A 22,538-nucleotide genomic window follows, 5' to 3' on the forward strand; every position below is an offset into this window, starting at 1 on the left:
ACGCGAGCTACCTCCGCCCCAACCCCTGTCAGTCGGCTGCTCGCACGGCGCGATCCGCGACCGCTCCGAGATAGGTCGCGACCTGGGATCCCGTGTAGGGCGAGGTCGCGACGACGGCGTCCACGTCATAGACACTGCGCAGCAGCTCGGGAGTGAGCACATCGGCCGGCGCACCCGACGCCCGGACGTGTCCACCATGGAGCACCACGATCCGGTCGCAGAATCGCGCGGCGAGATTGAGGTCGTGCAGCGCCGTGATCACCGTCATGTCCAGCGAGGCGACGAGCGCGAGCACGTCTAGCTGGTACCGGATGTCGAGATGGTTCGTCGGTTCGTCGAGCACGAGCACCTCCGGGTTCTGCGCCAGCGCACGCGCGAGCTGCGCTCGCTGCTGCTCACCCCCGGACAGACTGCGCCACGTCCGCGATCGATAGGGTGACATTCCCGTCAGGGAGAGGGCGCGTTCGATCGCAGCGCGGTGCTCTCGGTCCAGGGCCGCGAACGTTCCACGGTGCGGGGTGCGTCCCAATGCCGCCGTCTCCTGCACCGTGATGTCGCCGTGCACTTCCGGGGACTGCTCGACGATCGCGAGGCGTCGGGCGACAATTCGGCGTCGCATGCCTCGAAGATCTCGGCCGCTGAGGGTGACCGCCCCGGTCTCGGGCCGGCGCAGGCCTGCGAGGATGCGCAGCAGCGAGGTCTTTCCGGCGCCGTTGGGCCCGAGGATGCCCAGGACCTGGCCCGCGTGAGCCTCCACCGTGACACCGTCGAGGATCGCGCGGCCCCCCCGCGGACCACACGATGTCACGGGCTGTCAGCATCGTCATCCTCTAGCCGCCCGGCGCAGCACGAGCGCGAAGACCGGTGCACCGAGCAAAGCGGTGATGACGCCGACCGGCACTTCGTGCGGAGCGAATGCCGAGCGTGCGAACGTGTCGACCCAGATGAGGAAGATCGCTCCCCCAGCGCCGACAGCGGCAACAGCATCCTGTGCGTGGGACCGGCGCGATCACCGCTGGGATGACCGACCGCACTATCGACGGCTGGGAGGCCGAGCACTCCGCCTCGACCATCAAGAACTCCATCGCACCCCTGGTCCGGGTCCTGGACGAGGCCGTCCGTGACGACATCATCTCGATCAATCCGGCCAAGCACCGCGCCCGCCGCAACCTCGGCAAGCACATCGCCCACACCACCGGGGCGCTCCGCCAGTACGCCCTGCCGGACCTTTCGACACTGCAGAAGCTCGCCACCGCGTGCGGGAAGGTGCACCAGTCGTATTCCGATCACGTCATGCTCGCCGCCCTCCTCGCCGCCCGTGGCTCCGAGGTCGCAGGGCTCGTGCCGGGGACGTGGACTGGGGGAACCGCATCGTGTGGATCAGGCGCCAGCACTACCCCGGCAAAGGCGGCCTCGTCACCAAGCAGACCAAAGGCCGAAGAGACCGCCCCGTCCCGATGCTCTACGCGCTCGAACCCAGCCTCGAACGTCTCACTGACGGCAAGGAGCCCGACGATCCGCTCCTGCGCGGGCCACGCGGCGGGGTCCTCACCACCGCGACCGTCCGGGACGCGACGCACTGGGACGACCTCGTGGCAAAGCTCGGGTTCGACAACCTCACCCGGCACGGGCTCCGGCACACCGGAGCGACCTGGATGGCCGACGCCGGCATCGCCCTGCACGTGCTCCAAGAGATACTCGGGCACCAGTCGATCGAGACCACCAAGGGCTACCTGCACCCCGACCACCGACACCTCGCCGAAGCAGCCCGACAGGCCAACCAGTTCCTGTCCGCAGCCCCCACCAGAAGGGACACCACCCGCCGCGACGGACCCCGCCTGTGATCGCCTCCCGAGCCCCGCTCAGACCCTCCCAGAATGGGCCGGAGCATCGCCCTGCGCGGATTCTGGTCCACTCCACGGGCCCCTATTGGTCCACTTCGTGGCCGACGACACCCAACAGGATTGGTCCACTTCAGCGGCGGACGGATCGAGCAGATCGAGGGAGTGGACCAGCCAGTGACCACCCTCAGAAACGACGAAGCCCTGGTGAAAGTTGCCTCTCACCAGGGCTTTTTGTCGGGATGACAGGATTTGAACCTGCGACCCCTTGACCCCCAGTCAAGTGCGCTACCAAGCTGCGCCACATCCCGGAAGCCGCGCGTGCGCGGACAACTCCCCTATCCTAGCCGGTCGGAACGGCATCCGCGAACGCGTGCGACCGCCGGGCATGGCGGGGGGCGGATGCCGCGAATAGGGTCGCGCGCATGAGCCGGGTCTCCGTGGAAGCCGCCAGCGCCGATCGCTTCGCCGACGTCCAGCACGCCCTCGCGGGTGGCGGCGATGGGGCGAGTTGCCAGTGCCAGTGGTGGACACTCACCAACGCGCAGTTCTCTGCCGCCACGGCCGAGGAGCGGCGCCGGATGCTGCGCGACGAGATCGATGCAGGCTCGCCGCCCGGGCTGATCGCCTACGTTGAGGACGTCGCCGCGGGATGGGTGCGAGTCGGACCGCGCATGCGTCAACCTCGACTCGAGCGTACGCGCGCGTTCGCATCCGTGTCCGGGCAGCCGTGGGACGACGCATCCATCTGGGCCGTCACCTGCTTCGCGATACGCAAAGAGCACCGTGGCGCAGGGCTCAACGCCGTACTGCTCGACGCCGCCATCCGCCTCGCGCGGGACGGCGGGGCGCGGATCCTCGAGGCGTATCCGATCGACCCCGAGGCCGACCGTCGCCATACCGCGAACTCGCTGTTCCACGGGGTCCTGTCCACGTTCCTCGCTGCAGGCTTCCGGGAGGTCGGGCGCTCGCGCCCGGATCGCGTCGTGGTGGCACTCGATCTCGACGGGTGACGCGTCCGGACCGGGACGCCCCGCTGTTTGACATCATGGACCGATGACCACCACCGCCCGCGTCGACGCCTGGCTGTGGGCTGTCCGGGTGTACAAGACCCGATCCGCGGCGACCACCGCGTGCCGCGCCGGTCATGTGCGCGTGAACGGCGAGAAGGCGAAGGCTGCTCAGACCGTCAAGCCCGGCGACGAGGTGCGCGTCCGGATCTCGGGGTTCGACCGGATGCTCGTCGTCCGCCAGACGATCGTGAAGCGTGTCGGCGCGAACGTCGCGGCGGAGGCGGTGGAGGACCGCACGCCACCACCGCCACCCCGGGAACTCACCGCATTCGTGCCGGTGCGCGATCGTGGCGCCGGACGCCCCACGAAGCGGGAACGCCGCGACATCGAGAAGCTCCGCGGACGCTGACCCGGCCGGAGGGGCGAGTCACTCTGCCGCGAGGAACGGCCCGAGGACGGCGATCCACTCGTCGAACGCATCCAGGTGAGCGTCGTGGGACGCACGGACGAGATCCCTCCGCGCCACGCGTCGTCCTCGAGCGACGAAGTCGGCCTTCTGCTCCTCGGTGAACATGCCGCCGTCCGCGTAGACCACAAGGGTGGGGGCACTGACACTTTCCCACTCACTCCGGTTCGGCGCGCTCATACCCCGAGTGTCCGAACCATCACATCCGCGTGGAACCGCGGATGCAATCCGTCGCTCCGCTGCTCGAGATCGGCGATCCACGCCCGGGCGAGCGCGCCGTCGCCTAGAAGCTCTCGTGCGTCGGCGCGATCAGCGAAGGGAACCGGCCACGACCGGAAGAAGGACCCGATCGCGGCACGGTCGTCGGCAGACCCTCCGCCGGCGTCGCCCTCGAGCATCACCAGCCGCCGGACCAGGTCAGGTCGGTGCGCCGCCACGAGCATCGCGGTGTGCGCCCCCATCGACTGGCCGACGAGGTCGACCGGCTCGTGCTCCTCCGCTTCGATCACCCGTACGACATCGTCGACGAACGCGAGCCGCGACACATCGGCGGGCGTCCGCGTGCTGGCGCCGTGACCGCGCTGATCCACGAGGATCATCCGCCTCGGCGCCAGGGCAGTAGCGGTCGGGACGAATTCGTTGCTGCTCCCGGCAAGCCCGTGCAGGATGACGATCGCCGGCTCCGCGCCGGCGAACACCGTGTACGCGATCGTCGCGCCGTCGAAGGCCGTGACCTCACGATGCTCTGCCGCCATCGAGCCACCGCACATCGGAGGGCGCCGTGGGCTACTTCCCCGCGTCTCGGGAGAGGTGCGCGCCGAGCGGTGCGAGACCCGCGATCACCTCGCGGTAGATCTCGCCGGCACTCGCGGCGTCGCCGAGCTCGGACCGCCGCACCCATTCGCCGAACACGACACGGATGATCGCGTCCATCGCCGCGACCGTCGCACGGATGGTCAGCACGTCCACGTCGGCCCCGGCGGCCTCCACCGCCGCATCGATGAGCTCGTCCGCAGCGTCGATGTCATTGGTCACCGCGCGCGCGAGAAGAGTGGGCTCCGATTCGATCACACGCCGCACCCTCAGCACCCGCGCACGGATGTCGGGCCGTCGATCGAAGTCGTCGAACAGGCGCACCCACGCGTGTTCGATCGCCGCCGCGAGATCCGCTCCCCCGCGCACGTCGTCGAGAAGTGCCACGCGGATCGTGCGGTACTCCTCGTCCTCGTGGAAGAGCGCATGCTCCTTCGTCGGGTAGTAGCGGAAGAACGTCCGCGGAGAGATGCCGGCGGCCGCGGCGATCTCATCCACCGTCGTCGCGGCGACTCCTCGCTCCTCGAAGAGCGTGAGCGCGGCGTCCGCCACTTCGCGCAGCGTCTCACGCCGTCGTCGCTCACGCAGGCCGACGGGCGCGGAATCGTCAGTCGTCATGCGGAAGATTCTACACCCGCCGCCAAGTTGGCAGTCACTGCCATATACTCGATGAGTCCTCGCCCGCGCTCGACCGCGCGGCGCGCCCCGAACGAGAAAGAGCGTCTCCGTGACCCTCGAGAAGAACCTCCCTCCCCTGTCGTCCGAAGACCCGCGTCCCGCACGCGCCGTCCGTCCCGGCACCGTCATCGCCCTCCTGGTGGTGTCGGCGTTCGTCGTGATCCTCAACGAGACGATCATGAGCGTCGCGCTCCCCCGACTGATGGAAGACCTCGGCATCACGGCCGCGACCGCCCAGTGGCTGACCACCGGCTTCCTCCTCACCATGGCCATCGTCATCCCGCTCACGGGATACCTCCTGGCCCGTTTCCCGCTTCGCAGCCTCTACCTCACGGCGATGAGCCTCTTCACGGTCGGCACCCTCATCGCCGCCCTCTCCCCGGGCTTCGAAGTCCTGCTCCTCGGTCGTATCGTCCAGGCCTCGGGCACGGCCATCATGATGCCGTTGCTGTTCACGACGGTGCTCACGATCGTCGCTCCCGAGCGCCGCGGACGCATGATGGGCGTCATCTCCATCGTCATCGCCGTCGCTCCGGCGATCGGCCCGACCGTCTCGGGCATCATCCTTTCCGTCCTCGACTGGCGCTGGATGTTCTGGCTCGTGCTCCCGATTGCCGTCGTTGCGCTGACCCTCGGCGCCCTGTGGGTACGGAACGTCACCGAGACCCGCGCGGCGAGCTTCGACATCCTCTCGGTGATCCTGTCCGCCCTCGGCTTCGGCGGACTCATCTTCGGCCTGAGCTCGATCGGTGAAGCGGCCTCCGGTCATGCCCCGGTCCCGGTCTGGATTCCGATCACCATCGGCGCCGTCTCCGTCGTCGCCTTCGTCCTCCGCCAGATCCGCCTGCAGCGGACCGACTCGGCCCTGCTCGATCTGCGCACCTTCCGGTCGCGACCGTTCGCCCTCGCGACCGTGCTCGTCGCCGTGGTCTTCTCCGCGCTCTTCGGATCGCTCATCCTGCTGCCGCTCTACCTGCAGCAGGTCCTGGGACTCGACACCCTCACCGTAGGCCTCATGCTGCTCCCGGGCGGCATCGTCATGGGTGTCATCGCACCGGTGGTCGGTGCGCTCTTCGACCGATTCGGACCGCGACCCCTCGTCCTCCCGGGCATGATCGTCGCCGCCGCAGCGCTCTGGGGCATGACGACGTTCGATGTCGGCACACCGATCGCCTGGATCATCACGGTGCACGTCGCCCTGAACCTCGGTCTCGGCTTCGTCTTCACGCCGTTGCTGACCTCCGCGCTCGGGTCGCTGCCGCCGACGCTGTACTCCTACGGCTCGGCCACGGTGAGCACGCTGCAGCAGCTCGCCGGAGCCGCGGGCACGGCGCTTTTCGTCACCCTGATGTCGGTGACGGCCGCGGCGGCGACCTCGGAGGGGGCGAACCCGGTCGCCGCGACCGCGGACGGCGTACACGCGGCCTTCTTCGTCGGGGCCATCGTCGCGAGCGCAGCGGTCATCCTCGCCGCCTTCGTGCGGAACGCCACGGTGGACGCCACGGCGCCGGTCGAGGTCGTCGCACACTGACCACACGTCGGCGATGCGGCCGGACTCAGGTCAGAAGATCTCGCAGCCAGCGGGGACCGTGCACCACGGCGCCGGTCTCCCGGCATCGGTCCGCCAGCTCCCGATCCGCCGTCACCACCGTCACCGAACGCCCGGCGTCCCCGAGACGTCGGGCTTCGGCGACGATCGCGTCGTCTCCGGAACGATCCGCTCGGACGACGGAGAGGCCGTCGAGATCCGATGCCCCGCGCCCCGCCCCTTCGACAACCGCCACCCACTCGGGGAACCACGTGTGCTCGGGAAGCGACAGCTCCGCTGCGGGGATGCCGCGGCCCGAACGCTCCGCCACCGAGGCCAGCAGGCGATCCGCGGCGCCGGCCCGGTCGCGCCACCAGCCGTCCGGGACGGAGCCGATCACGTTCGCGACATCGATCACCACGGCCGGGCGCACCGAGAGCAGCTCACGCAACCGCACCCAGGCGGTGGCGAACCCCGGATGCAGCGGCCGTTCCTGGACGATGTCGGCGGGCACCCATTCCAGCGCCGTGCTCTCGGGATCGCTGATCGTGGGCTCGAACGGCCTCTCGACGTCACCGACGAGCGTCGTGTACGACCAGTAGCCGAGATCCAGCACGCTCAGCAGCCGCGGACGGATCGACCCCGACGGCACGCCCGCCTCCTCGGCGGATTCGCGGAGTGCGGCATCCGTCGCGGTCTCGTCCTCATGACGTGCGCCACCCGGAAGCCCCCAGGTATCGCCGAAATGGCTCCACGACACCCGGTGCTGCAGCAGGATGCCACGCGCGGCGTCCACGGCGAGAAGTCCGGCGGCGCCGAAACGCCCCCAGTACCGCGCACCGTCCGGAGCGAGCACCCACGCGTCACCGGGGTTCCTCGGCGTCGGTCGCTCGTTCGTCACCCCGCAAGCCTGGCACACCGGCGACGTGCCGGGGTCAGCGCTGGCGACGCGCCGGGGTCAGCGCTGGCGACGCTCCCGCACCCGCATGTTCGTCACGATGGGCGTCCCCTCGAACCCGAAGACCTCGCGGAGGCGACGCTGGATGAACCGGCGGTAGCCGGGGTCGAGGAAGCCCGTCGTGAAAAGCACGAATGTCGGCGGACGCGTGGCCGCCTGCGTCCCGAACAGGATGCGCGGCTGCTTGCCTCCGCGGAGCGGGTGCGGGTGCTCGGCGACGAGCTCGGCGAGGAAGGCGTTGAACTTGCCGGTCGAGATGCGCTGGTCCCACGACGCCAGAGCCGTCTCCAGTGCCGGGACGAGCTTGTCGAGGTGACGCCCCGTACGCGCGGAGATGTTCACCCGCGGAGCCCACGCGACGTGCGCGAGGTCCTGCTCGATCTCCCGCTCGAGGTAACGACGCCGGTCGATGTCCTCCATGTCGTCGTCGTTCAGGCGATCCCACTTGTTGAAGGCCAGCACGAGCGCGCGGCCGGACTCCAGCACGAGGTCGATGATGCGGACGTCCTGCTCGCTGAGCGGCTCCGACACATCGAGGACGACGACGGCGACCTCCGCCTTCTCCAGCGCGGCGGAGGTCCGCAGCGACGCGTAGAAGTCGGCTCCCTGCTGCAGGTGCACGCGACGGCGGATTCCCGCGGTGTCGACGAACCGCCAGAGCTTGCCGCCGACCTCCACGACCTCGTCCACCGGGTCGCGGGTCGTACCGGCGAGCTCGTTGACGACGACGCGCTCCTCGCCGGCGGCCTTGTTCAGCAGGGAGGACTTCCCCACGTTCGGGCGACCGAGGATCGCGACGCGGCGCGGACCGCCGATCTCGTGACCGGCGACGGCGGAGATCTCCGGAAGCACCTTCATGATCTCGTCGAGGAGATCCGCGACACCCCGACCGTGGATCGCGGAGACCGGGTACGGCTCACCGAGGCCCAGGTTCCACAGCGCCGCGGCTTCGGGCTCCTGTCGGGCGTCGTCCACCTTGTTGGCGACGAGGAAGACGGGCTTCCCGCTCTTGCGCAGGAGCTTGACGACGTGCTCGTCGGTGGAGGTCGCCCCCACCATGGCGTCCACGACGAACAGCACGACGTCGGACAGATCGATCGCGACCTCGGCCTGCGCGGCCACCGACCGGTCGATGCCGCGGGCATCCGGCTCCCAGCCACCGGTGTCGACGAGGGTGAACCGACGGTCCATCCACTCGGCCTTGTACGTCACCCGGTCGCGCGTGACGCCGGGGGTGTCCTCCACGACCGCCTCGCGGCGTCCCAGGATGCGGTTCACCAGCGCCGACTTGCCGACGTTCGGGCGACCGACGATGGCGACGACGGGGAGCGCCGGCAGGTACTCGATCTCACCGTCACCGGAGAGGACGCCCTCCAGCAGTTCGGCGTCCTCCGCCTCGAGGGCGTAGTCGTCGAGGCCGGCGCGGAGGGCCGCGGCCCGTTGCTCGGCGAGGTCGTCATCGAGACCGGCCATGTGCTGGGCCAGGGCGTCGGATGCCGCAGCATCGTCGGGGACGTCGAATTCGCGATCGTCAGTGTGCATGGGAAGCCTCCAAGGCTCGGTCGATCACGGCGAGGACGGCGTCCACCGTCTGATCGAAGTCCAGGTCGGTGGAATCGACGACCTCGACGCCGGGCGCCGCGGCGAGGAAGTCGACCACCTTCGAATCGGCGGCGTCGCGCCGGTGCAGGGCCTCGGCGACCGCCGCGGCATCCTGCGATGTCAGTTCTGCGCTCCGACGGGCGGCGCGCACCTCGGGCGCCGCGGTCAGCAGGATCCGCGCCGGCGCGTCGGGGGCGACGACGGTCGTGATGTCCCGGCCCTCGACGACCACCGCGGGCAGACCGGACGCGGCCACGAGGGCGCGGAACAGTGCGGTGAGCGCTTGGCGAACCGCGGGCACCCGCGCCACACCGCTGACGGCATCCGCCACCCTCGGCTCGCGGATCGCCGCGGTGACGTCCACGTCCCCCACCCGCACCCAGCGGTCATCGGGATCGAGCGAGATGGCGTAGTCGAAGTCGCCGAGCACATCCAGCACGGCGGTCGAATCGGACGTGTCCGCCCCGTGCTCGAGCGCGTGCCACGCGAGGGCGCGGTAGGCGGCACCGGTGTCGAGGAAGCCGTAGCCCCGGCGACGCGCGACCTGTCGGGACACGCTGGATTTGCCGCTCCCGGCAGGACCGTCGACGGCGACGACCACCGGCGTTTCGAGGATGGAATCGGTCATGGGGTGGTGCTCGCAATCTTCCAGCCGCGCGACTCGAGGCCGTCCACCGCACGGCGCACCGCGCCCGGGACGACGCTGATCTCGGCGAGACCGAACTGGGCGCCGGGCGAATGCTCCAGGCGCAGGTCTTCGACGTTCACATCCAGCTCGCCGAGCTCGCCGAACAGGCGGCCGAGCTGACCGGGGGTGTCGTCGACCATGACGACGACCTGCTCGAATCGGCGGTTCTGACCGTGCTTGCCGGGCAGCCTCTCGACCCCGTCGTTCCCCCGCCGGATCGTGTCGGCGACGGCGCGGCGCGCGCCGGGCGCGTCCGGCGCGCGCAGCGCCTCGGCCACGGTCGCCAGATCGTCGGCAAGGGCGCTCAGGACGTCGCGCACGGGCTCGGCGTTCGCCCCCAGGATCTGCACCCATAGTTCCGGTGCGGAGGCCGCGATCCTCGTGGTGTCCCGCAGCCCCTGTCCGGTCAGCTGGAGGGAACGGTCCGGCGCGTCGGCCAGGCGTCCGGCGAGGAGGCTCGACACGATCTGCGGCACGTGGGAGACGAGGGCCACCGCACGGTCGTGTTCTTCCGGGGTCATCTCGATCGGGGTCGCACCCAGGTCGAGGGCCAATGCCTCGACCATCGTCAGATCAGCGGCGGAGGTCTCCTCGTCACGGCACACGACCCACGGCCGGCCCACGAAGATGTCCGCGCGCGCGGCGATGGCTCCGCCGCGCTCGCGACCGGCCATCGGATGCGAGCCGATGTACCGGGTGAGGTCGGCGCCGCGCGCGCGCAGCGCTTTCAGAGGCTCGAGCTTGACGCTCGCGACGTCGGTGACGACGGCGTCCGGGAAGGCCGCGAGCTCACGCTCCACCACGTCGGCGACGACATCCGGAGGGACGGCCACGACGACGAGAACGGGGGTGTCCCCCTCCCGCGCCGGCCGACCTGCGCCGTAGTCGACGGCGAGGCGCAGCTGCGCGGGCGAGGTGTCGGCGAGCGCGACGTCGACCCCCGAGGCGGTCAGCGCATGACCGATGCTCGATCCCAGGAGGCCGGCGCCGACGATGCGGACAGGTCCGCGCGTGCGCGTGGCCAGCACGGTGGCGTCGGTCACTCAAGTCTCCAGATGCTCGGAAGCAGTGGCGCCGCGGGCGAGGGTGAGCAAGGCGCCGCGCTCCACTTTAGTCAACTCGCGGCTCTTGCCCGCCGGCAGGGTTCCCAGGTGGAGGGGTCCGAACTGGCGCCGTACGAGCTCGACGACCGGATGCCCCACTTCGGCCATCATCCGTCGGACGATGCGGTTGCGTCCGGAGTGCAGCGTGAGCTCCACGAGCGAACCGGTCCCCTCCGTGCTGCGGGAGAGGAGCCGCGCCTTGTCCGCGGAGATCGGCCCGTCCTCCAACTCGACCCCGGTGAGAAGGCGCTGGATGGTGGCCGGCGCGACACGACCCTCGACTTTGGCGATATAGACCTTGGTCACCCCGAACGAGGGATGCGCGAGCACGTGCGCGAGGTCGCCGTCGTTGGTGAGGACCAGCAGACCGCTGGTCTCGGCATCCAGACGCCCGACATTGAACAGGCGCTCCGGATACGGCTCGACGAAGGGACGCAGATCGGGGCGGCCGCGGTCATCGCGCATCGAGCTGACGACCCCGGTCGGCTTGTTGAGGATCACGTAGCGCTTGGTCTGGTCGAGCTGCACCGCGGTGCCGTCGACGTCGACGAGGTCCGATTCGGGGTCGATGCGGCGGCCGAGCTCGGTCACCACGACCCCGTTGATGCGGATCCGTCCCGCGACGATCATGTCCTCGACCACGCGGCGCGACGCCACACCGGCCGCCGCGAGGACCTTCTGCAGACGGACACCTTCGACATCGCTCATCGGCGAACTCCTTCGTCCAGGCCCTCGGCGCGCCCGACCTCCTCCGCTCCCTCCAGGAAGGGCGAAATCGGAGGGAGCTCGTCGAGGGAGTTGATTCCCAAGTGGACCAGCAGGGCGTCGGTGGTCCCGTAGTTGATGGCGCCGGTCTCGGCGTCGGCGAACAGCTCGGTGATGAGGCCGCGGGCCAGGAGCGTGCGCACGACCGAGTCCACGTTGACCGCGCGGATCGACGCGACCTGCGAGCGCGTCACCGGCTGCTTGTAGGCGATGACGGCGAGTGTCTCCAGGGCCGCCTGGGACAGGCGCGCGGGCGCCTGTCCGCCGACGTACTCGGCGATGAGGTCGTCGTGGTCCTCGCGGACGTACATCCGCCACCCGCCACCGACCTCGCGGAGCTCGAACCCGCGACGCGGACCTCCCGCGCGGCCGTCGTAGTCGGCGACGAGGGTGTCCACGGCCTGGCGCACCGCGGGGACAGGGGCTCCCACCGTCGCCGCCAGCGAGACGAGGGACAGGGGTTCCTCGGCGATGAACAGGATCGCCTCCACGCGGCGAACGGTGTCGACGGCGGGAGACGCGTCGGTCACGGCGTCATCGGTCATAATCTGCTCCCAACGAGGCGAGATTCTCATCGGACCACCGCTGCGCGCTCCAGCGGAGGGTCAGTTCCCCGAGCGGCTCGAGCTGCTCGAACGACAGGGCCGCGTGCCGGTACAGCTCCAGCACCGACAGGAAGCGGGCGACGACGACCCCGGGGGCGCTCACCCCGGCCACCAGCTCGCGGAACGACAGCGTGCCGGCATCGCGAAGAAGGGTGACCACGATCGCCGCCTGCTCGCGGATGCTCACCAGCGGAGCGTGCAGGTGGTCCAGCCCCACGTGAGGGATGTCCTTCGGCGTCATCGCGAGAAGGGCGAGGGCGGCGAAATCGTCCGGCGTCAGGGTCCACCGCAGTTCGGGGGCCGCGTGTCGGTACTTGGCATCCAGCCGCACAGACCGCGCGTGCCGCTGATCCTCGCGCCTCAGGCAGCGCTCGAACCACGCCGAGACCTCCTTGAACGCCCGGTACTGGAGCAGACGGGCGAAGAGCAGATCGCGCGCCTCCAGGAGCGCCACGGATTCGGCATCCACCAACTCGCCCTGCGGAAGGAGGCCCGCCACCTTCATGTCGAGCAGGGTTGCGGCCACCACGAGGAACTCCGAGGCCTCCTCCAGCTCCTGGTCGGGGCCGAGGGCGCGCAGGTAGGCGATGAACTCGTCGGTCACCTTCGACAGCGACACCTCGGTGATGTCGAGCTCGTGCTGCGAGATGAGTTGCAGGAGCAGGTCGAAGGGCCCGTCGAAGACGCCGAGGGAGACCCGGAATCCGGCGGTGTCGTCGGCCGGCGCCTCAGGCGACGGCGCCACGGGCGACCAGCTCCCGCGCGAGTCGGAGGTACGCCTGCGCGGCGGCGTGCTCGGGTGCGAACTCGGTGATCGGCATCCCGGACACGGAGGCGTCGGGGAACTTCACCGTCCGACCGATGACGGTCTCCAGCACGTCGTCGCCGAACGCGTCCACGACGCGCTCGAGGACTTCACGGGAGTGCAGGGTGCGCGCGTCGTACATCGTCGCCAGCACACCGTCGAGCTCGATCGTGGGGTTGAGCCGGTCGCGGACCTTGTCGATGGTCTCGATGAGCATCGCGACCCCGCGGAGCGCGAAGAACTCGCACTCCAACGGGATGAGGACCCCATGGCTGGCGGTCAGCGCGTTGACCGTCAGGAGCCCGAGGGACGGCTGGCAGTCGACGAGGATGACGTCGTACTCCCCCGCGACGCGACGCAGGGCGCGGGCGAGGGTCTGCTCGCGCGCAACCTCGTTGACCAGGTGCACCTCGGCCGCCGAGAGGTCGATGTTGGCGGGGATGACGTCCAGGCCCTCCACGCGGGTCCGGACGATGACCTCGTGCGGATCGCGCTTGCCGTCCAGCAGCAGATCGTAGATCGTCGGGATGTCGTGGGTCTGGATCCCGAGTCCCGCCGACAGCGCTCCCTGCGGATCGAAGTCCACCGCGAGGACGCGTCGGCCGTAGCTGGCCAGAGAGGCGGCGAGGTTGATCGTGGTGGTGGTCTTGCCGACCCCGCCCTTCTGGTTGCAGAGCGAGATGATGCGCGCCGGTCCGTGACCGTCGAGCTTCGGCGGGGTGGGGAAGCCCCGATAGGGTCGCCCGGTGGGGCCGATCGGGGTGTCGTCCTCGGACACCTTCGCCGCGCTCCGCTTACTGCCCGCCACCGATACTCTCCACTTCCTGACCGTCCGGTCGATTGTAGCCCCGAGCGCGCGGGTGAGCCGTGACGTACACGTCGCGGAGCGCGTCGATCGAGACGTGGGTGTAGATCTGGGTCGTCGCCACCGAGGCGTGTCCGAGCAGCTCCTGGACGACACGCACGTCGGCACCGCCCTGCAGCAGGTGGGTGGCAAAGGAGTGCCGCAGAGTGTGCGGCGACACGTGCGCGGTCAGCTGTGCGCGCTCGGCCGCCGCACGGATCACCAGCCATGCGCTCTGGCGCGACAGCGGGGCCCCTCGTGCACCGAGGAACAGCCGGGCGCTCCCCCGCCCCCGCCGGGCGAGTTCCGGACGCGCGCGGGTGAGGTAGGCCTCCAGGGCCGCCCGGGCGTAGGACCCCACCGGGACCATGCGTTCCTTGTCCCCCTTTCCGCGCACGCGCACCACCTCGCGGTCCGCGAGGTCGTCGACGTCCAGCTGCACGATCTCGGACACGCGAGCACCGGTGGCGTAGAGCAGCTCCAGGAGGGCGCGGTCGCGAAGGGCCACGGGATCCGTCGGCGACACCTCCGCGGGCGCGGGGCCGGCGGCATCCAGGAGGTCCTCCACCTGCGTGATCGTGAGGGCTTTCGGCAGTCGTCGGGGCTGGCGGGGTGGACGCATCCGACGCGTCGGGTCCTCGTCCTCGATGCCTTCCCGCGTGAGGTGGCGGTGGAGCCCCCGCACGGACGACTGCAGCCGCGCGAGCGAGGACGGTGCGGGTTGCGGCTGCGAGGATGCGTGCGCGGCGACGAAGGCGGTGACGGTCTCGACGCCGATGTCGGAGGTGTCGCCGATCCCCTGCTCATCGAGCCATGCGAGATACGTCGCGAGGTCACGGCGGTAGGCCGCGACCGTATGGTCGGACAGCCCCCGTTCGAGCGCCACATGGCGCAGGTAGTCGTCGACCGCTCGATCCGGGCGCACGTCAGCGCTCGTTCGGATCCGTCCGCCGCAGCCGTTCCGCGGCTGCCAGCACACCGACGGCGAGGATGCCGTTGCGCAACCGTCCCGCGAGCACGCCGTCGACGGCGTCGGCGAGCGGAATCCACTCGATGCGGATGTCGGCTTCCTCGGCCTCGCGTGCGTGGGCGTGTCCGACGGCCGACAGACCCCGGGCGAGGAACACGTGGACCACCTCGTCGTTGCCTCCGGGGGTGGTGAAGACCGAGACGAGATTCTCCCAACGCTCGGCAACGAGATCGACCTCCTCCGCGAGCTCGCGGCGAGCCGTCTCGGCCGGCGGCTCACCGGGCACATCCAGGAGCCCCGCCGGGATCTCCCAGTCCCGGTGGCGGATGGGATGCCGGTACTGCTGGATCAGCAGCACCCGGTCCTCGTCATCGAGCGCGACCACCGCAGCCGCACCGGGATGGGCGACGTACTGCCTGACGATCTCCTCGTCGCCATAGCGGAGGGTGTCGCTGCGGACGTCCCACACCCGCCCCTCGTAGACGAGGTCGCTGTCGGTGACCGCGGCCTCGACCGGCTCGTCGCGCAGCTGCTCAGCCATTGTCCACGTCGAACAGCTCACTGGAGCGGTGACGTTCCAGTGCCGCGCCGATGAGTCCGCGGAACAGCGGGTGCGGCGCGGTCGGGCGAGAGCGCAGCTCCGGGTGCGCCTGGGTGGCGATGTAGTACGGGTGGACGTCGCGGGGAAGCTCGACGTACTCCACGAGGTTCCGGTCAGGCGAGAGGCCCGAGAACATCAGCCCCGCCTCGGCGATCTGTTCGCGGAAGCGATTGTTGACCTCGTACCGGTGACGGTGCCGCTCGGACGCGGTCGCGGCGCCGTAGACCTCCTCGGCGAGGGACCCGGGCGCGAGGTCGGCCTGATAGAGCCCCAGACGCATCGTGCCTCCGAGGTCGCCGCTTTCGAGGATGTCGACCTGCTCGGCCATCGTCGCGATCACGGGGAAGTCCGTCTCCGGCTCGAACTCGCTCGAGGACGCGCCCTCGAGACCGGCCTTGTTGCGGGCGTATTCGATGACCATGCACTGGAGGCCCAGGCAGATGCCGAGCGTCGGGATCCCCTGCTCGCGGGCGAAGCGCAGGGCGCCGAGCTTGCCCTCGATGCCGCGGATGCCGAACCCGCCGGGAACGACGATGCCGTCCAGGTCGCCGAGCGCGCGCGCAGCGCCCTCCGGCGTGTCGCACTCGTCCGACGGGATCCAGCGGAGCGTGACGTGGGTCTCGTGGGCGAAGCCCCCGGCCTTGATGGCCTCGGTCACGGAGAGGTACGCGTCGGGGAGATCGATGTACTTCCCGACCAGTCCGATCGTCACTTCGTGCTTCGGATTGTGCACCGCCTGGAGCACGCGGTCCCAGCGGGACCAGTCCACGTCCGCCGATCCGCCGAGGCCGAGTGCCCGCACGATGTACGAGTCCAGTCCCTGCGTGTTCAGCATCGTCGGGATGTCGTAGATGCTCGGCACGTCGACCGCGTTGACGACGGCATCCTCGTCCACGTCGCACATGAGCGCGATCTTGCGCTTGTTCGACTCCGTGACGGGACGATCACTGCGGAGCACCAGCGCATCGGGCTGGATGCCGATCTGGCGCAGAGCCTGCACGGAGTGCTGGGTGGGCTTGGTCTTCTGCTCCCCCGACGCGCCCATGAACGGGACCAGGGAGACGTGGACGAAGAACACGTTGCCGCGACCGAGCTCGTGACGGATCTGGCGCGCGGACTCGATGAACGGCTGCGACTCGATGTCGCCGACCGTGCCGCCGATCTCGGTGATGATGACGTCGGGGCGCGGCACCTCGGTGGCCTGCAGCCGCATACGACGCTTGATCTCGTCCGTGATGTGCGGGATCACTTGGACCGTGTCGCCCAGGTACTCGCCGCGCCGCTCGCGCGCGATCACCTGGGAGTAGACCTGCCCGGTCGTGACGTTGGCGGCCTGGCTGAGCTCGATGTCCAGGAACCGCTCGTAGTGACCGATGTCGAGGTCGGTCTCAGCGCCGTCGTCGGTCACGAAGACCTCGCCGTGCTGGAACGGATTCATCGTCCCCGGGTCGACGTTCAGGTACGGGTCGAGCTTCTGCATCACCACGCGCAGTCCGCGCGCGGTGAGGAGGTTGCCGAGGCTGGCGGCGGTCAATCCCTTGCCCAACGAAGAAACGACACCGCCGGTCACGAAAATGTGCTTGGTGGTGTCGCTGTTCTTGTCACCGTGGGAGGCCGTTTCAGGGACATCTCCAGAAGTCTGCATCACGGGCTTCGATCCTATCAGTGCCGGGATGCGCCGAGTTCGAGCAACTCGCGCGCGTGGGTCAGGGCCGCCTCGGAATCGGGCATTCCGGAGAGGAGTCGTGCCATCTCCGCCTCCCGTTCCGCCCCCTCGAGGCGTCGGACGTCGGACGAGGTGACGCCGCCGTCGCCGGCCTTCACCACGGAGAGATGATTGCCCGCGAACGCGGCGACCTGGGCGAGATGGGTCACGGCGATGACCTGGGATCCCTCGGCGAGGCGGGCGAGCCGTCGCCCCACCTCGATCGCCGCCGCACCGCCGATCCCGGCGTCCACCTCGTCGAAGACGAAGGTCGGAACCGGATCGGTCGCGGCGATGACGACCTCGATGGCGAGCATCACGCGGCTGAGCTCTCCCCCGGATGCGCCGCGGGAGACCGGACGGGGCTCGGCACCGGGATGCGGGGCGAGGAGGAGTGACACCTCGTCACGGCCCGCCGCTGTCGCAGGAGCGGGCGCGATCCGCACCTCCAGGCGCGCGTCGGCCATCGCGAGCGCATGCAACTCCGCAGTGACGGCCTCCGCGAGGCGTCCCGCGGCCTCCGCCCGCGCAGCGGTGAGGGCGGCGGCCGCGGTGTCCAGGGCGCGCGCGGCGTCGTCCCGCTCCTCGGCCAGTCGCTCGGCGCGACCGGAGTCGTCGTCGAGTTCGGCGAGGCGCAACGATCCCGCCTCCCACAGCGCGAGTGCGGCCTCGAGAGAACCGTGCTCGCGCACCAGCGCACCGAGGAGCGCGCGTCGCTCCTCGACGGCGGCGAGTTCATGGGGCCCGGACTCGTCCAGGTCCGCGAGGAAGCCGGCGAGCGAGGCCGCGATGTCCGCGACGCGGTAGCCGAGCTCGCTGATCTGCTCGCCGATGTCCGCGAGCGCCGGATCCTGGACGCGTTCGAGCACGCGACGAGCCTCCGCCAGCAGGATGCCGGCGTCCGGCGCGTCGCCGTCGCCGGAGAGGACCGCGTGCGCCGTGGCCGCCGCAAGCCGAAGCTCCTCGCCGTTCGCCAGACGCTCGGCGCGCACGGCGAGTTCGGCGTCCTCGCCCGGCTGCGGCGCGACCTGCTCGAGGGTGTCGAGCTGCGACCGAAGAATATCGGCTTCGCGCGCGCGCTGGTCGCGCTGCGCGACCAGCGTCGTCAGCGTCTCGTCCAGATCTCGCCACCGCGAGAATGCCGCAGCGTAGGCGTCGCGCGCCGCGTGAAGGGGAGCGCCGCCGAACCTGTCGAGCGCCTCCCTCTGGGCGGCAGCCGACCGCAGCCGCAACTGCTCGGACTGTCCGTGCACGACCACCAGGTGATCGGCCAGATCGCCGAGTACCGCAGCCGGTGCCGCTCGGCCTCCGACGGTGGCGCGCCCCCGGCCTTCGCGGGAGACGGTGCGCCCGACGATCAGCTCGCCCCGTCCGTCGCCGAGCGGGTCGATCTCGCCGCCGGCGTCCCGCACGCGGTCCGCGACAGGGCCGTCGTCGTCGACGATCCAGACGCCGTCGACGGCGGCGCTGGCAGCGCCGGAGCGGACCGCGGATGAGTCGGCGCGTTGCCCGAGGAGCAGGCCGAGGCCTGTGACGACCATGGTCTTGCCGGCGCCCGTCTCACCGGTGATCGCCGTGAAACCCGGTCCGATCGGAAGCGTCGCCTCCGAGATCACACCGAGGTCCCGCAGCCGCATCTCCTCGATCACGACGCGGGGTCCTTCGTGCCGCGCCCGGCGGGCGCCGTCGGGCCGCGCCATCCCTCGACCGGAAGGCGGAACTTGCGGACGAGCCGGTCGGTGAACGCGGCGGGGTGCAGGCGTGCAAGGCGGACCGGCCGACGCGAACGACGCACGACCACGCGCGCACCCGGCGGGAGATCGTGAGAGCGCCGCCCATCGCACCAGAGCACCCCGATGCCGTTGGTGCGTTCGAGCACCTCGATGGCCACGGCGTGCTCGGGCCCGACCACCAACGGCCTGGCGAAGAGAGCGTGCGCCGAGAGCGGAATGACCGCGATGGCCTGGACGCTCGGCCAGATGACCGGTCCCCCGGCGGAGAAGTTGTACGCGGTGGATCCCGTTGGCGTCGAGACGACGACCCCGTCGCAGCCGAAGCTCGAGAGGGGGCGTCCGTCGACCTCGATGACGACCTCCAGCATCCGTTCACGGCTGGCCTTCTCCACCGTGGCCTCGTTCAAGGCCCAGGTTTCGTAGATGACCTCGTCCTGGGCGTTCTTGACGCGGACCTGCAGCGCAAGACGCTCCTCGACGTCGTACGCCCGATCGACGACGCGGCGGACCGCCTCGTCCATGTCGTCCTTGTCGATCTCGGCGAGGAAGCCGACGTGCCCCATGTTGATGCCGAGGACCGGGGCGGTCCCCTCCCGCACGAGCTCCGCCGCCCGCAGGATCGTTCCGTCTCCCCCGAGCACGATGGCCAGCTCGATGTCCTCCACGGCGACGTCGGACCCGAGGGCCGCGACGTCGTCGAACCCCGCGCGTGCCGCAACCAGCTCCACCCGGTCATCGGCCGCGAGCACCGGCGTCGCCCCGGCCGCGCGGAGAGCCCGCACCACCCTGTCGGCCGCATCGACGGTGTCGTCGCGCAGCGCGTGAGCGACCACCAGGATGTGGCGCTTCACGCGGGCATCGTCGTTCATCGGCTTCCTGCCAGTCGGTTCACGGTGTCTGACCATTCTGACGGATCGGCCTCGTGCCCCGGCGCCAGGTGGACGATGTACTCGGCGTTCCCGTGCGTGCCGACCAGCGGCGACGCGAGGAACCCGCGGATGCCGAGCCCCTGGTCCCACGCGGCCCAGAGCACCCGCTCCACGGCGTCGACGCGCGCGATCGGGTTCGTCACGAGCCCGCCCTTGACGGCCGTGCGCCCCACTTCGAACTGCGGTTTGACCAGGAGGACGACATCCGCGTCCCGTCCGATGACCTGCGCGACCGCCGGAAGCACATGGATGAGCGAGATGAAGGACAGGTCGCCGGTGACGACCGTCGGAGCCTCGGCGCGCCCGGCCGCCTCGGCGAGGAGGTCGGCGGTCATGTACCGCGCGTTGAAGCCCTCGACGACAACGACGCCGGGGTCGGCTGCGACGGTGGGCTCCATTTGGCCGTGCCCCACGTCGACCGCGAGCACCTCGCGGGCTCCGCGCTCACGCAGAACCTGGGTGAAGCCGCCCGTCGACGCGCCGAGGTCGAGGGCGAGCCGACCGGACACGTCCAGCGCGAAACCGTCGAGCGCGGCGATCAGCTTGTGCGCGGCGCGGCTGACGTAGTGATCTGCGCCCGCGACGGTGATCTCCTGGCCGGGCTCCACTTTCGCCGCCGCCTTGATCACGGGTCGCCCGTCGACGCTGACCATACCGGCGGAGATCAGCGTCGCCGCATGGCTGCGCGACCGCGCCAGGCCGCGCGCCGCGAGAGCGGCATCCAGTCGCTCCGTCATGAAGACGAGGTCGGCCCCGCCTCGAGTTCCCTCGCCAGGGCATCGTGCAGCGACGCGAAGGCGTCGGCACGGGACGCGAGGGGTTGTGCCTCGATCACCTCGAGCGCGGAGAGGAGGTCGGCGGTCTCGGTCACCTCGAAGCGGTCCATCGGCCCATGCTACGACGCACCTCAGGGACGGTGGAACGGATCGGCGTAGAGCTGCTCGGGAACACGGAACCCGAAGATCGCACGGCCCGTCGACCAGATCGCCGCCGCGGCGGCGCGCAAGAGATCGATCTGCGCGTCTCCGGCGCTGTCGATGCGGACGTCCACGCCGTCGATGCGCACGCGTGCGCGCCCGGCCGTCGCGACGTCCCCGCGCACAGTGACCTCCGGGTAGGGCTCGTGGAGCTGGCGCAGATCACCGAGGATGTACGTCGGGTGCGACCCCTGCGGCGCGGCCAGCACGTGCTTCGGGCGATCGATTCCGGTCAGGACGAGCGCGGACGGGATGCCCGCGCGGTTCGCCCCGAGGATGTCGGTGTCCAATCGATCGCCGAGGAACAGCGCGCGTTGAGACCCGAAACGGGATACGGCCTCGTGGAAGATCGGGACCTCGGGCTTGCCGGCGACGGTGGCGAGGCGGCCCACCGCCGTGTGCACCGCGGAGACGAGCGTTCCGTTCCCCGGCGCGATCCCCCGCGCCTGCGGGATCGTCCAGTCCGTGTTGGTGGCGATCCAGGGGATGCCGCCGTCCTCCTCCGGCACGGCCAGAGCGTAGGCCGCTTCGGCCAACTGCGACCAGCCGACCTCGGGCGCGAATCCCTGCACCACGGCTGCGGGTGCGTCATCAGCGCTCCGGGTGACCCGGAAGCCCGCCTTCGTCACCTCGGTCAGCAACCCCTCGCCACCCACCACGAGCACGGTCGAGCCCGCCGGCACGAGCGTCGTCAGGAGGCGCATCGCCGCCTGCGGACTCGTCACCACGTCCTCCGGACGAGTGGGGATGCCCAGCTCGCTCAGGTGCGCCGCCACCGATGCGTCCGTTCGGGAGGCGTTGTTGGTGATGAAGCCGAGGGCCCGCCCCTCGCGGGCACGTTGGAGACTGTCGACCGCGTGCGGAAGCGCGCCGGCTCCCGCGTAGACCACGCCGTCCAGATCCGCGAGGACGGTGTCCACGCCGTCCAGCGGGGTCGCACCGCCACGGCCGAAGAGGCGCTTCGCCGAGAGACCCATCAGGATCGATCGCCCTCGACGGCATCGTCCTCGATCACCGTGTCCTCGATCACGATCGTCTCGAGGTCAGCCGCTCCGCTGGCGTCGTGCAACGCCTCGGCGGCGATGTCGGCACGACGCTGCCACAGCGCCGCCTCATCCGTGCGGCCGAGCTCCTCCAGGACAGCGGCGCGTGCCGCGAAGAGCGCCGGGCTCCACTCGAATGCCCGGTCGGGGTCCAGTTCCGGAATGTCCAGCTCGGTCAGCGCGCGCTCGGTCTCGCCGAGGTCAAGTCGCGCGCCGGACATCGCGATCGCCAGCTCCACGCGCACCGGCACCGGAAGCGCGGAGCGGTCGACGGCCCGCCCGACCTCGAGCGCCCGATCGGGGCGCCCGACCCCGCGCTCGCTGTCCACGAGGAGCGCGATCTGGTCGTCCTTGCCGGAGATCCGCCGATACGTGCGCAGCTCCCGGAGCGCCAGCGCGTAGTCCTCGGTCGCGTAGGCGGTGATCGCGACCGTCTCCCGCACGATCGCGATGCGACCGGCACGACGGGATGCGGCAAGGGCATGTCGGTGCGCGAGCGCCGGATCGTCGTCGATGAGGCGAGCCGCCATCGCGAGGTGCCGCGCGACCTCGTCGGCGTTCTCCTTGCTCAGCGTCTTCAGCTCATTGCGCGCCGGACCGTTGAGGTCCCGCGCGGTGACCTCCTCGGGGATCGGCGGGTCATCGTGTCGCGGGCGATCCTCGCGTGCTGCGCCGTCACGGGGACGCCGGTCCGGCCGGTCCGCGCCTCCTCGCACGGGACGAGAACCGTCTCGACGCGGCGGCCGGCCACCCCCGCGACCGCGGTCTCGCGCGCTGTCATCGGATCGGCGCTCGGCCATGTCGACTCCTCGAAGGTCACTCTGTTCCTGTGTCCCCACGGCGTTTGGTTGCGTGTGGGTGTTGTTAACGA

Annotated in this window: 26 protein-coding genes and 1 tRNA gene; 4 read left to right on the forward strand and 23 right to left on the reverse strand. The window is 70.4% G+C overall.

Features of this window, described 5'->3' with window-relative positions; translation table 11 throughout:
- Window positions 1-28: 28 nt before the first annotated feature.
- Window positions 29-757, reverse strand: coding sequence for an ABC transporter ATP-binding protein (locus LTL01_RS10940; protein WP_236968585.1), 729 nt, complete (start codon window positions 755-757; stop codon window positions 29-31).
- 66 nt (window positions 758-823) lie between these two features.
- Complete coding sequence (locus LTL01_RS10945) at window positions 824-955, reverse strand: iron chelate uptake ABC transporter family permease subunit (RefSeq protein WP_372461340.1); 132 nt, start codon at window positions 953-955, stop codon at window positions 824-826.
- 418 nt (window positions 956-1,373) lie between these two features.
- On the opposite strand from LTL01_RS10945, the gene LTL01_RS10950 reads away from it, so the two are divergent.
- Window positions 1,374-1,844 carry a site-specific integrase gene (locus LTL01_RS10950; RefSeq protein WP_236968586.1) on the forward strand — a complete coding sequence of 157 codons (471 nt, stop codon included), beginning with the start codon at window positions 1,374-1,376 and terminating at the stop codon, window positions 1,842-1,844.
- Between the two features lie 234 nt (window positions 1,845-2,078).
- On the opposite strand, the gene LTL01_RS10955 is transcribed toward LTL01_RS10950, so the two are convergent.
- Window positions 2,079-2,152: transfer RNA gene (locus LTL01_RS10955), tRNA-Pro, on the reverse strand.
- A 114-nt stretch (window positions 2,153-2,266) separates the two neighbouring features.
- Between LTL01_RS10955 and LTL01_RS10960 the strand changes: the two genes are divergently transcribed.
- Both LTL01_RS10960 and LTL01_RS10965 read left to right on the forward strand, forming a co-directional pair.
- On the forward strand, window positions 2,267-2,854 hold the full coding sequence (locus LTL01_RS10960; RefSeq protein WP_236968587.1) for a GNAT family N-acetyltransferase: 588 nt from the start codon (window positions 2,267-2,269) through the stop codon (window positions 2,852-2,854).
- Between the two features lie 43 nt (window positions 2,855-2,897).
- Window positions 2,898-3,263, forward strand: a complete 366-nt coding sequence (locus LTL01_RS10965; RefSeq protein ID WP_236968588.1) for an RNA-binding S4 domain-containing protein — start codon at window positions 2,898-2,900, stop codon at window positions 3,261-3,263.
- 18 nt (window positions 3,264-3,281) lie between these two features.
- Here the strand turns inward: LTL01_RS10965 and LTL01_RS10970 are convergent, their stop codons facing one another.
- From LTL01_RS10970 to LTL01_RS10980, 3 genes are read right to left on the reverse strand one after another with little or no spacing between them, the layout of a single operon-like run.
- Complete coding sequence (locus LTL01_RS10970; RefSeq protein WP_236968589.1) at window positions 3,282-3,500, reverse strand: hypothetical protein; 219 nt, start codon at window positions 3,498-3,500, stop codon at window positions 3,282-3,284.
- Entirely contained in the window at window positions 3,497-4,075 is a 579-nt protein-coding gene (locus tag LTL01_RS10975) for an alpha/beta fold hydrolase (protein WP_236968590.1), read from the reverse strand. Before LTL01_RS10975 ends, LTL01_RS10970 begins: the two co-directional genes overlap by 4 nt.
- A 31-nt stretch (window positions 4,076-4,106) precedes the next feature.
- A complete protein-coding gene (locus tag LTL01_RS10980; protein ID WP_236968591.1) occupies window positions 4,107-4,751 on the reverse strand; it encodes a TetR family transcriptional regulator in 645 nt (214 codons plus the stop codon).
- A gap of 109 nt (window positions 4,752-4,860) precedes the next feature.
- On the opposite strand from LTL01_RS10980, the gene LTL01_RS10985 reads away from it, so the two are divergent.
- Complete coding sequence (locus tag LTL01_RS10985) at window positions 4,861-6,342, forward strand: MDR family MFS transporter (protein WP_372461337.1); 1,482 nt, start codon at window positions 4,861-4,863, stop codon at window positions 6,340-6,342.
- Window positions 6,343-6,367: 25 nt separating this feature from the next.
- On the opposite strand, the gene LTL01_RS10990 is transcribed toward LTL01_RS10985, so the two are convergent.
- The 17 genes from LTL01_RS10990 to LTL01_RS11070 are packed head-to-tail and all read right to left on the reverse strand — an operon-like array spanning window position 6,368 to window position 22,383.
- The gene (locus LTL01_RS10990; RefSeq protein WP_236968592.1) at window positions 6,368-7,240 is read right to left on the reverse strand and encodes an NUDIX domain-containing protein; all 873 of its coding nucleotides are present in this window, start codon (window positions 7,238-7,240) and stop codon (window positions 6,368-6,370) included.
- Window positions 7,241-7,297: 57 nt separating this feature from the next.
- Complete coding sequence (gene der, locus LTL01_RS10995; RefSeq protein ID WP_372461341.1) at window positions 7,298-8,770, reverse strand: ribosome biogenesis GTPase Der; 1,473 nt, start codon at window positions 8,768-8,770, stop codon at window positions 7,298-7,300.
- A gap of 58 nt (window positions 8,771-8,828) precedes the next feature.
- Window positions 8,829-9,527: a (d)CMP kinase gene (gene cmk, locus LTL01_RS11000; RefSeq protein ID WP_236968594.1), complete on the reverse strand. Its 699-nt coding sequence runs from the start codon at window positions 9,525-9,527 to the stop codon at window positions 8,829-8,831.
- The gene (locus tag LTL01_RS11005) at window positions 9,524-10,630 is read right to left on the reverse strand and encodes a prephenate dehydrogenase (protein WP_236968595.1); all 1,107 of its coding nucleotides are present in this window, start codon (window positions 10,628-10,630) and stop codon (window positions 9,524-9,526) included. The genes cmk and LTL01_RS11005 overlap by 4 nt, the downstream gene beginning before the upstream one ends.
- Window positions 10,631-11,398, reverse strand: a complete 768-nt coding sequence (locus tag LTL01_RS11010) for a pseudouridine synthase (protein WP_236968596.1) — start codon at window positions 11,396-11,398, stop codon at window positions 10,631-10,633.
- Complete coding sequence (scpB, locus tag LTL01_RS11015) at window positions 11,395-12,000, reverse strand: SMC-Scp complex subunit ScpB (RefSeq protein ID WP_236968597.1); 606 nt, start codon at window positions 11,998-12,000, stop codon at window positions 11,395-11,397. The genes LTL01_RS11010 and scpB overlap by 4 nt, the downstream gene beginning before the upstream one ends.
- Window positions 11,990-12,805 carry a segregation and condensation protein A gene (locus tag LTL01_RS11020; protein WP_236968598.1) on the reverse strand — a complete coding sequence of 272 codons (816 nt, stop codon included), beginning with the start codon at window positions 12,803-12,805 and terminating at the stop codon, window positions 11,990-11,992. The genes scpB and LTL01_RS11020 overlap by 11 nt, the downstream gene beginning before the upstream one ends.
- Window positions 12,789-13,673: a ParA family protein gene (locus tag LTL01_RS11025; protein ID WP_236968599.1), complete on the reverse strand. Its 885-nt coding sequence runs from the start codon at window positions 13,671-13,673 to the stop codon at window positions 12,789-12,791. Before LTL01_RS11025 ends, LTL01_RS11020 begins: the two co-directional genes overlap by 17 nt.
- The gene (gene xerD / locus LTL01_RS11030; protein WP_236968600.1) at window positions 13,660-14,634 is read right to left on the reverse strand and encodes a site-specific tyrosine recombinase XerD; all 975 of its coding nucleotides are present in this window, start codon (window positions 14,632-14,634) and stop codon (window positions 13,660-13,662) included. The genes LTL01_RS11025 and xerD overlap by 14 nt, the downstream gene beginning before the upstream one ends.
- A gap of 1 nt (window position 14,635) precedes the next feature.
- Window positions 14,636-15,220 carry an NUDIX domain-containing protein gene (locus LTL01_RS11035; protein WP_236968601.1) on the reverse strand — a complete coding sequence of 195 codons (585 nt, stop codon included), beginning with the start codon at window positions 15,218-15,220 and terminating at the stop codon, window positions 14,636-14,638.
- Window positions 15,213-16,925, reverse strand: coding sequence for a CTP synthase (gene pyrG / locus LTL01_RS11040; RefSeq protein WP_236968614.1), 1,713 nt, complete (start codon window positions 16,923-16,925; stop codon window positions 15,213-15,215). Before pyrG ends, LTL01_RS11035 begins: the two co-directional genes overlap by 8 nt.
- A 17-nt stretch (window positions 16,926-16,942) precedes the next feature.
- Window positions 16,943-18,634, reverse strand: a complete 1,692-nt coding sequence (gene recN, locus LTL01_RS11045) for a DNA repair protein RecN (protein ID WP_236968615.1) — start codon at window positions 18,632-18,634, stop codon at window positions 16,943-16,945.
- On the reverse strand, window positions 18,631-19,587 hold the full coding sequence (locus tag LTL01_RS11050; protein ID WP_236968602.1) for an NAD kinase: 957 nt from the start codon (window positions 19,585-19,587) through the stop codon (window positions 18,631-18,633). The genes recN and LTL01_RS11050 overlap by 4 nt, the downstream gene beginning before the upstream one ends.
- Window positions 19,584-20,384, reverse strand: a complete 801-nt coding sequence (locus LTL01_RS11055) for a TlyA family RNA methyltransferase (RefSeq protein ID WP_236968603.1) — start codon at window positions 20,382-20,384, stop codon at window positions 19,584-19,586. Before LTL01_RS11055 ends, LTL01_RS11050 begins: the two co-directional genes overlap by 4 nt.
- A complete protein-coding gene (locus LTL01_RS11060; RefSeq protein WP_236968604.1) occupies window positions 20,381-20,533 on the reverse strand; it encodes a hypothetical protein in 153 nt (50 codons plus the stop codon). The genes LTL01_RS11055 and LTL01_RS11060 overlap by 4 nt, the downstream gene beginning before the upstream one ends.
- 21 nt (window positions 20,534-20,554) lie before the next feature.
- Window positions 20,555-21,601 carry an HAD-IIA family hydrolase gene (locus LTL01_RS11065; protein ID WP_236968605.1) on the reverse strand — a complete coding sequence of 349 codons (1,047 nt, stop codon included), beginning with the start codon at window positions 21,599-21,601 and terminating at the stop codon, window positions 20,555-20,557.
- Window positions 21,601-22,383, reverse strand: a complete 783-nt coding sequence (locus LTL01_RS11070; RefSeq protein ID WP_236968606.1) for a hypothetical protein — start codon at window positions 22,381-22,383, stop codon at window positions 21,601-21,603. Before LTL01_RS11070 ends, LTL01_RS11065 begins: the two co-directional genes overlap by 1 nt.
- Window positions 22,384-22,538: the final 155 nt, after the last annotated feature.

The sequence above is a fragment of the Microbacterium aurantiacum genome (genome assembly GCF_021654035.1).
GTDB lineage: Bacteria > Actinomycetota > Actinomycetes > Actinomycetales > Microbacteriaceae > Microbacterium > Microbacterium aurantiacum.